Source organism: Streptomyces sp. iso_384, assembly GCF_056172905.1.
In genome coordinates this window covers 3,101,324-3,113,982 of record NZ_JBWBTT010000001.1, presented here as the reverse complement: position 1 = coordinate 3,113,982, position 12,659 = coordinate 3,101,324, and the positions used below count along the sequence as shown (strand labels likewise).

Annotated in this window: 9 protein-coding genes and 1 riboswitch; of the genes, 6 read left to right on the top strand and 3 right to left on the bottom strand. The window is 71.3% G+C overall.

Annotation, left to right across the window (positions count from 1 at the left end; translation table 11 throughout):
- Positions 1 to 95 precede the first annotated feature (95 nt).
- The 3 genes from AC0VY3_RS13810 to AC0VY3_RS13800 all read left to right on the top strand — a co-directional run bounded on the left by AC0VY3_RS13810 (position 96) and on the right by AC0VY3_RS13800 (position 3,315).
- Complete coding sequence (locus AC0VY3_RS13810) at positions 96 to 491, top strand: RidA family protein (protein ID WP_103512183.1); 396 nt, start codon at positions 96 to 98, stop codon at positions 489 to 491.
- Positions 492 to 773: 282 nt separating this feature from the next.
- Complete coding sequence (locus AC0VY3_RS13805; RefSeq protein WP_475549681.1) at positions 774 to 2,060, top strand: MFS transporter; 1,287 nt, start codon at positions 774 to 776, stop codon at positions 2,058 to 2,060.
- A gap of 433 nt (positions 2,061 to 2,493) precedes the next feature.
- Complete coding sequence (locus AC0VY3_RS13800; protein WP_475549680.1) at positions 2,494 to 3,315, top strand: PhzF family phenazine biosynthesis protein; 822 nt, start codon at positions 2,494 to 2,496, stop codon at positions 3,313 to 3,315.
- Between the two features lie 74 nt (positions 3,316 to 3,389).
- Here the strand turns inward: AC0VY3_RS13800 and AC0VY3_RS13795 are convergent, their stop codons facing one another.
- The gene (locus tag AC0VY3_RS13795; RefSeq protein ID WP_475551667.1) at positions 3,390 to 4,190 is read right to left on the bottom strand and encodes a CPBP family intramembrane glutamic endopeptidase; all 801 of its coding nucleotides are present in this window, start codon (positions 4,188 to 4,190) and stop codon (positions 3,390 to 3,392) included.
- 163 nt (positions 4,191 to 4,353) lie between these two features.
- Between AC0VY3_RS13795 and AC0VY3_RS13790 the strand changes: the two genes are divergently transcribed.
- Positions 4,354 to 6,147 (top strand): substrate-binding and VWA domain-containing protein, encoded by a 1,794-nt coding sequence (locus AC0VY3_RS13790; protein ID WP_475549679.1) that lies wholly within the window; start codon positions 4,354 to 4,356, stop codon positions 6,145 to 6,147.
- 41 nt (positions 6,148 to 6,188) lie between these two features.
- On the opposite strand, the gene AC0VY3_RS13785 is transcribed toward AC0VY3_RS13790, so the two are convergent.
- A complete protein-coding gene (locus tag AC0VY3_RS13785; RefSeq protein ID WP_103512173.1) occupies positions 6,189 to 7,694 on the bottom strand; it encodes a glutamate-cysteine ligase family protein in 1,506 nt (501 codons plus the stop codon).
- Positions 7,695 to 8,178: 484 nt separating this feature from the next.
- On the opposite strand from AC0VY3_RS13785, the gene AC0VY3_RS13780 reads away from it, so the two are divergent.
- Complete coding sequence (locus AC0VY3_RS13780; RefSeq protein WP_475549678.1) at positions 8,179 to 8,763, top strand: hypothetical protein; 585 nt, start codon at positions 8,179 to 8,181, stop codon at positions 8,761 to 8,763.
- 322 nt (positions 8,764 to 9,085) lie between these two features.
- Entirely contained in the window at positions 9,086 to 9,292 is a 207-nt protein-coding gene (locus tag AC0VY3_RS13775) for a DUF5999 family protein (RefSeq protein ID WP_007452228.1), read from the top strand.
- Between the two features lie 120 nt (positions 9,293 to 9,412).
- On the opposite strand, the gene gcvP is transcribed toward AC0VY3_RS13775, so the two are convergent.
- Entirely contained in the window at positions 9,413 to 12,298 is a 2,886-nt protein-coding gene (gcvP, locus tag AC0VY3_RS13770; protein WP_475549677.1) for an aminomethyl-transferring glycine dehydrogenase, read from the bottom strand.
- Positions 12,299 to 12,492: 194 nt separating this feature from the next.
- A riboswitch (glycine riboswitch) is annotated at positions 12,493 to 12,590 on the bottom strand.
- Positions 12,591 to 12,659 lie beyond the last annotated feature (69 nt).

Here is a 12,659-nt window from a genome sequence, read left to right as displayed (position 1 = left end):
TTGATGGGGAGACTCCTCGGCACGACGTCGAACCCGCGGTTGCCCGAGCAGGCAGCTACCGCGTATCGAATGAACCGAATGGAGCTGAAGTGGCCGTGGAACGAACAGCCGTCAACCCGGTGACCTGGTCGGTGGACCTGGGGTTCAACCAGGGTGAGGTCGTCTCCGGGCAGACCCGGACCCTGTACATCTCGGGGCAGACCGCGATGAGCGATGCCGGCAAGCCCCTGCACGACGGCGATATGGCGGCGCAGTTGGCGCTGAGCACCGACAATCTGGAGGCCGTGCTCGGCGAGGCCGGCATGTCGCTCGCGAACCTCGTCCGGCTCAACGTGTACACGACCGACGTCGATCTGCTCCTCCGGCACTACGGCGTGCTGGCGGGGCGGTTGGGCGCGGCTGGGGTGGCGCCGGCCAGCACCCTGCTCGGGGTGACGCGACTGGCGGTACCCGGCCAGCTGGTGGAGCTGGAGGGCACCGCCGTCGCGTGATGCGACCTCGTACGCCCGTAGTCGCCTGTGGTCGTCGGTAATCGCCTGTCGCCGCGGCCCGCCGAGCGCTAGCGTTCGGGGCGACGAGTGAGCCACGGAGCGGGGAAGGCGGAGAGACATTGCCCGGTCGTCCGAGCGCGCGTTGACGTCGTAGGCCGAGACCGGCCCGTCATCGCGTGCTGCCTCTGAGGTTGCGGCACAGCGAGCCCTTTTCCGCCCGATGCCCGGCGTGCTTCGCGCGCCGGGCGGTGGTTCTCGTTTCCGGCGACCCCAGAGGCTTCCGTGCAGTCCCCTGCTTCTTCTCCTTCCCCTTCTCCCTCCCCCATCCCTTCCCTGTGGCGGGACGCCGACTTCCGCAGGCTCTGGGTGGGCCAGACGGCCTCTCAGCTCAGCGAACACACCACACTCGTCGTGCTGCCGCTCTTCGCCGTCCTGACGCTCGACGCCGGCGCGGGCCAGTTGGGCGTCCTCCGCGCCGTGGGGCAGGCGCCGGTCCTGCTGCTCTCGCTCCTCGCGGGTGCGTGGGTGGACCGGTGGCGGGCCCGCACCGTGATGGTGCTCACCGACGCCGGCCACGCCGTGGCGCTGGGCGCGGCAGCCGTGGCCGGGCTCCTCGGACTGCTCGGTCTGCCCGCGCTGTTCGTGGTGGCGTTCACCGTCGGGGCCCTGTCCGTGCTCTTCGACGTGGCCTACCAGGCCTCCCTCGTACGGATGGTGCGGCGCGATCAGCTCGTGCGGGGCAACAGCGCGCTGGAAGGCAGCCGGTCCGCCGCGCAGATCGGTGGTCCCGCGCTCGGTGGTGCGCTCGTGTCCCTGCTGTCGGCGCCGGTCGCCACCGCCTCCGGCGCTCTGTTCTTCGCGGTGTCGTTCATGTCCCTGCGGCGGATCCGCCGACACGAAGCGGTGCCTCCGGTACGCGGAGAGCATCCGGAGCGCGACACTCGGATCCGGCACCGGATCCATGAGGGCCTCCGCTTCGTCGCCGGAAACCCCTGGCTGCGGGCCGTGTGCCGCGCCTCGGCCGCCTTCCAGTTCTCCCTCGCGGCCACGATGACCGTCTATCTCCTCTTCCTCCCGCGCGAACTGCATCTGCCGGGCGCCACCGTCGGTCTCGCCCTCGCGGCGACCGGGCCGGGTGCGCTCCTGGGCTCGGTCCTGGCCGCACGGCTGCCGGGGCGGTTCGGCCACGGTGTGGTGCTCGTGTCGGCGGCGGTGCTCGGCAACGGCGCGCTGCTGTGCGTACCGGCACTGCACGGCTCCTCGACCGCGACGGTCCTCGCGCTCCTTGCCGTCAACTTCGTTTTCGGGGCCTTCAACCAGCTGGTGAACGTCACGGTCATGTCGGTACGGCAGGCCGTCACGCCGGACGGGATGCAGGGGCGCGCGGCCGCGACGATCACCTTCGTCGGTATGGGCCTCACCCCGCTCGGCTCGCTGCTCGGCGGCTTCCTCGCGCAGGAGTGGGGGCTGCGCGCCGGGCTCCTCGTGGCGGCCGCGGGCATGATGCTGTCCCCGGCCGTCATGGCCGCCTCCCCGCTCGTACGCCTGGGACGAAGGCTCACGCCATGACGTGCGCCACCAGGCCGCGCGCCGGGCCAGGCCGTCCTGAGCACCCCCGTACGGACAACCCCCCGCCCTCGCCCCCCGGACCGAGGACGCGTCCCCGGGGCTGCGAGACCGAGGCTCCACCGGGCGACCTGGGTCCCCCTATTCCCTGCCGCCGCGGGGGCCTGGTACAGATGGTGAGGTTTCCCCCCAACACACGGGCAGCGCAGCCATGAACGCACCCCTGCATCAGGACGGGACAGCCGAGCTCACCCCCTTCGCCATCGACCTGATCTTCGAGGAAGCCCGGCGACGGGCCGAGGTCGTCGCCACGCCGGGGCCCGGCCCCTCGGCTCCAGGGGTCGCAGGTGAGCGGCGCGCCGACAAGAGCGGGCAGGGGCCAGACACCCCGAATTGGCCTTGGCCGATCTCCGCAGCGCCGCCCTACGGTCGCCCCATGAGGATTCGCATCGTCGACGCGTTCACCGACCGCCCCTTCTCCGGAAACCCCGCCGGCGTGCTGCTGCTGGAGAGCGGCGCGTTCCCGGCCGCCGAACGCCTCTCGGAGATCGCCGCCGAGGTCAACCTCTCCGAGACGGCGTTCGCCCACCCGCTGCCGCCGGGCGGCACGGCCGACTGGGCGCTGCGCTGGTTCACCCCGGCCGCCGAGGTGGACATGTGCGGGCACGCGACGCTCGCCACCGCCCATGTCCTGCACACCACGGGTCTGGCCACGGGCCCGGTACGGTTCGCCGCGCGCTGCGGGATCCTGATCGCGACCGCGCACCCGGACGGCTCCCTGACCCTCGACTTCCCGACCTCCCCACTGGCCGAGGAGCCGGTGCCGTACGGTCTCGCCGACGCCCTCGGGGCCGACCCCGTCTCGGTGCACGACACCGGCGAGCACATCGGGGACCTGCTCGTCGAGCTCCGCGACGAGGCGACCGTACGGGCGCTCGCCCCGGACTTCGCCGCGCTGGTGGCCCACTCCCGGCGCGGCGTCATCGCCACCGCCGAGGCCGAGGACCCCGCCCGGGGCTACGACTACGTCTCGCGCGGCTTCTTCCCGGGCGTCGGCATCGACGAGGACCCGGTCACCGGCAGCGCGCACACCGCGCTTGCCCCCTTCTGGTCGGCCCGCCTCGGCCGCGACGACCTCACCGGACTCCAGGCCTCCGCCCGCTCGGGCGTGGTCCGCACCGCGCTGCGCGGCGAGCGCACCCTGCTGACCGGCAGCGCGGTCACGGTGATCGACGGCGAACTGCTCACCGCGCTCTGACCGACGGCCCCACCGGGGTGCGCCGGCCTCCCGGCGCACCCCTTCGCCTCCTCACCGCACCGCACCGCACCCGCTCAGAGCGTGGGCAGCCAGCCGACCCGGCCCGCGAGCAGTGCGTATCCGACGAACGCCCCGATGTCCAGGAGCGCGTGCGCGACGACCAGCGGGCCCACCCGGCCCCAGCGCCGGTAGAGCAGTACGAAGACGACGCCCATCACCACGTTGCCGATGAAGCCGCCGATCCCCTGGTACAGGTGGTACGAACCGCGCAGCACGGAGCTGGCCACCAGGGCCGCCATCGGGGTCCAGCCCAACTGCCCGAGCCTGCGCAGCAGATACCCGACGACGATGACCTCCTCCACCACGGAGTTCTGGATCGCCGAGAGGATCAGTACGGGGTACTTCCACCAGACGTCGGGCAGGGACTCGGGGACGACCGTCAGGCTGAATCCGGTGGCGTGGGCCACGAGGTAGAAGGCCAGTCCGGCGCTGCCGATGCCGGCCGCGACCAGGGTCCCCCGCCCGAGGTCGAACCAGGGCCTGGCCCGGTCGAAGCCGATGGCCCGCAGGCCCGTTCCCTCCCGGATCAACAGATGCGCGACCAGCGCGACCGGCACCAGAGCCGTTGCGATTCCGAACATTTGCCAGGACAGATCAAGCCATGGGCGGTCCGGAGCGTACGAACCGTTGAGCTTCGCCGCCTGGTCCTTCAAACCTCCCGGTTTCGTCAGGGATCCGACAAAACTGATGAGGGAGGAGAGTGCACTGGCGCCCAGCGAGAGCGCCAGGACCAGCGCCACCTCGGACCGCAAGATCCTTCGTGACACGGCCTCTTGGGGAAAAGAATCAGCCACGCGCCCGGCCTCCACCTGCACACCTGCCTTTTGTTCTGCAATCACGTCTCATCCCGCCAACCGTCCCGCTAGTGTCTCGAATGCACGTACGAAGATCATGCGCGACAGGCCGGGGGACGACCGCCATCGCTGATGGCGCGGTCCCCCTTTCCTTGTTTCATCCTCAAGGAGGGGCACCACCGACATGGGACGTCATAGCTTGCCCGACGACCACGCGGCGGAAGGACGCCGGGACCACCCGAGTCCCCGGCGCCGGCGTCGCACGGTCGCCATCGCCACTCTGCTCGTCCTCGCCGTGGCGGCGGGAGGGGCGGTGGCGGTCGAGGGCGGCCTGTTGTCGTTCTCCGGGTCCTGCGAGGACTCCACCGTCCAGCTGTCCGTGGTCGCCTCCCCGGACATCGCCCCCGCCGTACGCTCCGTGGCCGAGCAGGCCCGCGCGGACGAGGTCAGGGCCGACGGCCGCTGCCTCGCGGTGGAGGTGCTGGCCCGCGATTCGCACAAGGTCGCCGAAGCGCTCGCCGCCGGGGGCGCGGATCCCGACTTCCAGGTCTGGCTGCCCGACTCCGACCTGTGGCTGGAGCGGGCCAAGGGGCTGGGCGAGGGCATCCCCGTCTCCCCGTCCGACTCGGTGGCCTCCTCACCGGTGGCGCTGGCCATGGTGCCGTCCGCCGCACAGAGGCTGGGCTGGCCCGAGAAGACGTACTCCTGGGCCGAGTTGGTCGCGGCGGCACTCGGTTCCGACCGGGTGCGCCTCGGCGCGGCGGACCCGGCGCGCAGCGCCACCGGCCTGCTGGCGCTCACCGGCATCGGCGCCTCGTCCGCGCGGCAGGGCGGGGACAGCGACACCCGGGTCGCCCAGACCGCGAAGGTGCTCGCCGAGCGGATGTCGGACGGCGACGCGCAGGTGCTGGAGACCCTGGCGCGCAGCGCGTCAGGGGCCGAGGAGGGCAACCCGAGGCGCAACCAGGCGGTCCTGATCTCCGAGCAGTCGGCCTTCACGCACAACGCGGACGCCACCGGCGGGGGCAAGCTGGACCTCTTCTACCCCGAGGACGGCACGCCGCTGCTGGACTACCCGTACACGCTGGTGAACGAGGTACGGCTGAGCACCGCGGAGTCCCGTGCGGCCCTGCGCTTCATGAATCTGCTGGGCGACCGGGAGGCGCAGGCCACGTTCGCCGAGCACGGGTTCCGGGCCGGCGACGGGACCGCGGAGGACTTTCTCGTCGCGGCGGCGGGCGGCCGAAAGCCCCAGCCGTACGCCGAACAGGCCGCCGAGGCGCCGTCGGCGAAGGTGCTCCAGGAGACGCTGGGGATGTGGACCATCACCGTGCAGAGCGCCCGGCTGACCACGGTGGTCGACGCCTCCGGCTCCATGGCGACACTCGTACCGGGCCAGGGCCAGTCCAGGATGGACGTCACGAAGGAGTCGCTGATCCAGGCGCTGGGCCAGTTCACGCCGAACGACGAGATCGGGCTGTGGGAGTTCGCCACCACGCTGGACGGCGACAAGGACTACCGGCGGCTCATGCCCACGAAGCGGCTCGGCGACCCGGTGGCGGGCGGCGGGACCCACCGGGAGAAGCTCACGGCCGCGTTCGCGGCCCTGCAGCCGGTGCCGGGCGGTGCGACCGGGCTGTACGACACGACGCTGGCCTCGTACAAGGAGGCCCGGTCGACGTATCGGAAGGGCAAGTTCAACGCCCTGGTGATCCTCACCGACGGCTCCAACCAGGACGAGAACAGCATCTCGCGGACCGGGCTCATCGCCGAGCTCAAGGAACTGGTCGATCCGGAGCGGCCCGTCCCGGTCACCGCCATCGCGGTGGGCCCGGACGCGGACCGCGACGAGGTCGCCGAGATCGCGCGGGTCACCGGCGGCGACGGCTACGAGGTGAGCGACCCGGCGGAGATCCAGGCGGTGATCCTGCAGGCCATCATGGCGGCGGGGCAGAACGGACGCGCCGCACGGGAGTGACCGGCCGACAGGCCCCCGCGCGGCGCGTCCGGCCCCCCGCGTCAGGGTGCCGGGAAGCCCACCGGCCAGGTGTGCACCGGCTCCCCCGCGTGCATCAGCTCCGCGTAGCGGCGGGTGGTCGCCGCGAGCGCCGCGTCCCTTCCGAGCCCGGCGTCCAGGGCCCGGCGGTACGTGGCCACCTGCCAGGAGGCCCCGTTGACGCGCCGTTTGCAGCGCTCCTCGATCACCCCGAGATAGCGGTCCCGGTCCGCGGGCTCGATGTGCCAGGCGTCCAGGCCCGCGGCGGCCAGCGGCAGCAGTTCCTCCAGCACCAGCTGTACGGCGGGGATCCTGGCCAGCCCGCCGGAGCGGCCCGGCCGGGGCCAGAGCAGCTCGGCCTCGATGCCGTGCCGGCAGGCCTCGGTGAAGTTCTCCTCGGCGGCCTCGAACGGCAGCCTGCTCCACACCGGCCGGGACTCCTCGGCGAGCGCCCGTACCAACCCGTAGTAGAAGGCGGCGTTGGCGATCACATCGGTGACCGTCGGCCCGGCGGGCAGCACCCGGTTCTCCACCCGCAGATGCGGGACGCCGTCGGCGATCCCGTACACCGGGCGGTTCCAGCGGTAGACGGTGCCGTTGTGCAGCACCAGCTCGGCCAGCTCGGGCACCCCGCCCTCGGCCAGCACCTTCAGCGGGTCCTCGTCGTCGCAGATCGGCAGCAGCGGCGGGAAGTAGCGCAGGTTCTCCTCGAAGAGCTCATGGGCGGAGCCGATCCAGCGCTCGCCGAACCAGGTCCTGGGGCGCACGCCCTGGTTCACCAGCTCCGGCGGCCGTACGTCGGTGGCCTGCTGGAAGAGCGGCGGCCGGGACTCCCGCCACAGCTCCTTGCCGAAGAGGAAGGGGGCGTTGGCGCCCAGCGCGATCTGGACGCCGGTGATCGCCTGGGCGGCGTTCCACACGTCGGCGAACCGGGCGGGCGTCACCTGGAGGTGCAGCTGGACCGAGGTGCAGGCCGATTCCGGGGCGATCGAGGGCGAGGTGCAGACCAATCGCTCGACGCCTTCGATATCCAGGGCGAAATCCTCCCCCCGGGCGGCCGCCATTTGATCGTTGAGCAGGGTGTAGCGGTCCACGTCCGAGAGATTCGCGGACACCACGTCGTGCTCGCCCAGGGTGGGCAGGATTCCGATCATCACGATCCCCGCGTCCACCTCCCCCGCCTTGCGGTGGGCATAGGCGAGACCGGTCCGCAACTCCTCAGAGAGCTGATCGAATACCCGGCCGCCGAGGCGGTGCGGGACGATATTCACTTCGAGATTGAACATCCCCAGTTCGGTCTGGAAATCCCGGCTCGCGATGCGCTGGAGTACTTGCTGATTCATCATCCGGGGCAACCCGTCGGATCCCGCGAGATTCAGCTCAATCTCCAGCCCCATCAGGTTCCGCGGACGGTCGAACCTCCGCTCCGCCAGGAGTCTGCCCAGAGCCTCCAGGCACTGGTTGAGCTTGGTGCGGTAGGCCTGTCGATCGGACAGGTCAACGGCTTCCGCCACGACCTTCTCCCCCATCTAGGGGTCCCTCCTCCAGTGGGCGGCCCGCGGCCCAGGCCGCCCGCATCACGATCGATAATGCCCAGCGGGAGTGATCCGTAACGCCCCCACGGGCCTCCGATACCCGATAGTCTGGTTGAAGGAGACCGGGGGCACATTCCCGCGGCATGCGGCTCCCCGCATTTTCGGCCGGAGCATGCGTGGCGGAAACACCGACGAGTTTCGGCCGACCGCACCGCCGGAAGGACGCCAGGTAGGCATCGACAACACGGGCTCAAATCACCAGGAATACCGCGATTCGAAGGCCGGATGACGCCTTGTGCGACATATCAGCGGCTGCTAGCGGAAACACTGTGTGAACATGCGTCATATAAACTCCGCTCAACGAGGCAGAGAATCGATACGACTCGCCCGTCACCGGCCGTCTCCGGCCCGCATGCCGACAGCGCCGTCTGCACCCGCCCAAGCTCCACCGTGTCTCCGAAGTGAGAGGCGACCCACTATGCCGCTGCATGTTCCCTCGGCTCCCGCGCCCGCCCTGCGCAGCGTTCTCGCGGCCCTCGGTTCTCCCACCGCCGTCCGCGAGGCCAAAACATCCGCTCTGCGGTCCGTCCAGGGACCGCTGAGCCCCGAACTACCGCTTCCCGTCCATGTGCTGGACCGGATCACTCCCGCCAGGACAGCACCGCTGACACGCCTCGCGGCCTGGCGTTTCCTGATCCGGAGCGAGGGCCGCGCGGTCGCCGCGGCGGACACGGTGCTCACCCCCGACGGCTGGACGTTCTCGCACTTCTTCGAGGGGCCCTACCTCGCCTCGACCGAGCTGGCCGTCCGGCAGGCCGAGGCGTCGGCCCCCGCCTGCCAGGCGCGGCTGCTGTCCATCCCGGAGCTGTACATGCTCACCCTCTGGCTGCACGGCGACACCGAGGCCGATCCCGCCGGCGGGGTGCTCGCGCCGACGGACGTCCTGGTGCCCTTGGCGCCGGCCCCGCCGGGCATCGCCGCCCACCGCCCGCACCGGGTCGCCGATCTGCTGCCCGTCATCTCGCTGCGCGTGGCCCCCGGGCCGCTCCTCAGCCCGGCCTGACCGGTGCCATCCCGGCACGCCGCCCCCGCAGCGACCTCCGTCCGCCCGCACACCGGCGGAGGGGATCACTGCGGGGGCGGTGTGCTGCCCACTCGGACTAGCCCCATCCGGCCACCCCGAACCACCCAAAAGGACAGTGCAGTTGCGGTGAACCGTCCGCGCGGGTGATGCGTCATGGGAGGAGTACGGGTGCTGCAGCGAAATCCCTGCGGATTCTTCCCCGTAGGGCAACACTGGGACCGGACCGACTGATACGGGGGCGGCCATGAACAACTCATCCAGCCGCAGGACACTCGACTCGACGCAGCGAAAGAACCCATCCATGTGCCAGCACCAGCCACCCTGCCCCACCGCCGATTCACCCGACCGGGAGGCCGCCCGCCTGACGGCCCACCATCCCGAACAGGGGTGGAGCCTCCTGTGCAACGGCGTCCTGCTCTTCGAGGACACCGGCGAACTGCTGCCCGACGGGCAGATCATCGCCCCGCACCGGCCGCTGGCAGCCGGCCGCGTGGTGAAGGCCGCCTGAGAGCGGCCGTACGAAACACTCGTACGAAGAAAAGGGGCCGGCCCGGAGAGATCTCCGCACCGGCCCCGACGCATGTCAGGGCGTACGCCGCTCACGGCGCACGCCCTGCGACAGGCGGTCTCAGTCGTCGTACGCGTCCAGCGGCGGGCAGGAGCAGACCAGGTTCCGGTCGCCGAAGGCCCCGTCGATCCGGCGCACCGGCGGCCAGTACTTGTCCGCGGCGGACACCCCGGCCGGGAAGACGGCCTCCTGACGGCTGTAGCCGTGCTCCCAGTCGCCACCGAGCGCGGCCGCGGTGTGCGGGGCATTGGCCAGCGGGTTGTCGTCCTTGCTCCACTGCCCCGAGGCGACCTTCTCGATCTCGGCGCGGATCGCGATCATGGTGTCGCAGAACCGGTCGAGCTCCGCGAGGTCTTCGCTCTCCGTCGGCTCGATCATCAGCGTGCCGGCCACCGGGAACGACATGGTCGGCGAGTGGAAGCCGTAGTCGATCAGGCGCTTGGCCACGTCGTCGATGGAGACGCCGGTCGCCTTGGAGATCGGGCGCAGGTCGACGATGCACTCGTGCGCGACCAGTCCGGCCGGGCCGTTGTACAGGATCGGGAAGTGCGGCTCCAGGCGCTTGGCGATGTAGTTCGCGGCCAGCACGGCGACCTGCGTGGCCCGCTTGAGGCCCTCGCCGCCCATCAGACGGACGTACGCCCACGAGATCGGCAGAATGCCCGCCGAGCCCCACGGGGCGGCCGAGATCGGGCCCACACCGGTCTCCGGGCCCGCGGCGGGCTGGAGGGGGTGGTTGGGGAGGAACGGGGCGAGGTGCGCGCGGACGCCGACCGGGCCGACGCCGGGGCCGCCGCCGCCGTGCGGGATGCAGAAGGTCTTGTGCAGGTTCAGGTGCGAGACGTCGCCGCCGAACTTGCCGGGCTTGGCGAGCCCGACCAGCGCGTTGAGGTTGGCACCGTCGACGTAGACCTGGCCGCCCGCGTCGTGCACCTCACCGCAGATGTCGGCGACGTGCTCCTCGAACACCCCGTGCGTGGACGGGTAGGTGATCATGAGCACGGCCAGTTCGTCGCGGTGCTGCTCGATCTTGGCGCGCAGGTCGGCGATGTCGACCTCGCCGTCGTCGGCGGTCTTCACCACGACGACCTTCATGCCCGCCATGACGGCGCTGGCGGCGTTGGTGCCGTGCGCGGAGGACGGGATGAGACAGACGGTGCGCTGGTCGTCGCCGTTGGCCCGGTGGTACGCACGGACGGCCAGCAGACCCGCGAACTCGCCCTGGGAACCGGCGTTGGGCTGGATGGAGACCGCGTCGTAGCCGGTGACCTCGGCCAGGCGCTCCTCCAGCTCACGGATGAGGGTGAGGAAGCCCTGCGCCTGCTCGGCCGGGGCGAAGGGGTGCAGCGCGCCGAACTCGGGCCAGGTGATCGACTCCATCTCGGCGGTCGCGTTCAGCTTCATGGTGCAGGAGCCGAGCGGGATCATGCCGCGGTCCAGCGCGTAGTCGCGGTCGGCGAGCTTGCGCAGGTAGCGCAGCATCGCGGTCTCGGACCGGTGCTGGTGGAAGACCGGGTGGGTCAGGATGTCGTCCGAGCGCAGCAGCGACTCCGGCAGCGCGTCGGCGACCGTGGCGTCCAGCGCCTCGATGTCGCCCTCGGCACCGAAGGCGGCCCAAACGGCGGAGAGCTGCGCACGGGTGGTGGTCTCGTCGCAGGCGACGGAGACGTGGTCGGCGTCGACGAGGCGGAGGTTGACCCCGCGCTCGCGAGCGTCCGCGACGATGGCCGCGGCCTTGCCGGGGACGCGCACGGTCAGGGTGTCGAAGAACGCGCCGTGCACGACCTCGGCGCTGGCGGTGCGCAGACCGTCGGCCAGGATCGCGGCGAAGCGGTGGGTGCGCCGGGCGATCGTCCGCAGCCCCTCGGGGCCGTGGTAGACCGCGTACATCCCGGCCATGACGGCGAGCAGCACCTGCGCGGTGCAGATGTTGCTGGTGGCCTTCTCGCGGCGGATGTGCTGCTCGCGGGTCTGGAGGGCCAGGCGGTAGGCCTTGTTGCCGTCGGCGTCGACGGAGACGCCGACGAGGCGGCCCGGCAGGGAGCGGGCGAACTTCTCGCGGACCGCCATGAAGCCGGCGTGCGGGCCGCCGAAGCCCATCGGGACGCCGAAGCGCTGGGTGGTGCCGACCGCGATGTCGGCGCCGAGCGCGCCGGGCGAGGTGAGCAGGGTGAGGGCCAGCAGGTCGGCGGCGACGGTGACGATCGCGCCGAGCTCGTGGGCCTGCTCGATGACGGGCTCGATGGCGCGCACGGCCCCGGAGGCGCCCGGGTACTGGAGCAGGACGCCGAAGACGCCGCGCTCGGCGATCTCGGCGGGGATGCCGTCGCTCAGGTCGGCGACGACGACCTCGACACCGGTGGGCTCGGCGCGGGTCTCGATGACCGCGACGGTCTGGGGCAGGGTGTCGGCGTCGACCAGGAAGACGCCCTTCTTGACCTTGCCGACGCGCCGGGACAGGGCCATCGCCTCGGCGGCCGCGGTGCCCTCGTCGAGCAGGGAGGCGCCGGAGGTGGGCAGCCCGGTCAGCTCGGCGACCATCGTCTGGAAGTTCAGCAGGGCTTCGAGCCGGCCCTGGGAGATCTCCGGCTGGTACGGCGTGTAGGCCGTGTACCACGCGGGGTTCTCCATGACGTTGCGCAGGATGACGGGCGGCGTGAAGGTGCCGTAGTAGCCGAGGCCGATCATCGGGGCCAGCACCTGGTTGCGGTCGGCCAGCGAGCGCAGCTCGGCCAGCACCTCCGCCTCGGTGCGCGCCGACGGAAGGTTCAGGGCCTCCGCGCTCTTGATCACGTCGGGCACCGCGGCGGCGGTGAGTTCGTCGAGGGAGCCGTAGCCGACCTGGGCGAGCATCTTCGCCTGGGCTCCGGCGTCGGGCCCTATGTGGCGCTGCTCGAACGGAATGCCCTGCTCCAGCTGGGAGAGCGGAGTGCGACGGGGGGTCATGGTGGAGGCCTCCTGGTCTGTCACGACCTGCGAGGGGCACCACGGCGCGGGTGCCCGAACGGCCTCCCCCTCTGTCATCTCAACCTGAGAGCTTCACCGGCCCGCCGTAGAGGCACGCCGGTTTTCACCGTCGGTGAGGGTCGAATCCGCCCGGGCCTGCGCCCACACGGAACCGCCCTGCTTTCCAGAGTGACCTCAACCGTGCGGTACGGGGGCCTGAGAGATTCCGGGGAGGATTTGCTCCTTCGGCGCCTCCGGATTCTGCACCGGAGGACTCTCCCGCACGGGGTCAGCAGCCACTGCCAGCCTACCAGCGGGCTCCGCGCCGGAGCTCTCGAGTGGCCGACACCACGGATCTGCA

Coding starts and splice junctions, on each gene's coding strand:
- AC0VY3_RS13800 (WP_475549680.1), top strand. CDS start 2,494: ATGAGGATTCGCATCGTCGACGCGTTCACCGACCGCCCCTTCTCCGGA.
- AC0VY3_RS13790 (WP_475549679.1), top strand. CDS start 4,354: ATGGGACGTCATAGCTTGCCCGACGACCACGCGGCGGAAGGACGCCGG.
- AC0VY3_RS13785 (WP_103512173.1), bottom strand. CDS start 7,694: ATGGGGGAGAAGGTCGTGGCGGAAGCCGTTGACCTGTCCGATCGACAG.
- AC0VY3_RS13780 (WP_475549678.1), top strand. CDS start 8,179: ATGCCGCTGCATGTTCCCTCGGCTCCCGCGCCCGCCCTGCGCAGCGTT.
- AC0VY3_RS13775 (WP_007452228.1), top strand. CDS start 9,086: ATGTGCCAGCACCAGCCACCCTGCCCCACCGCCGATTCACCCGACCGG.
- gcvP (WP_475549677.1), bottom strand. CDS start 12,298: ATGACCCCCCGTCGCACTCCGCTCTCCCAGCTGGAGCAGGGCATTCCG.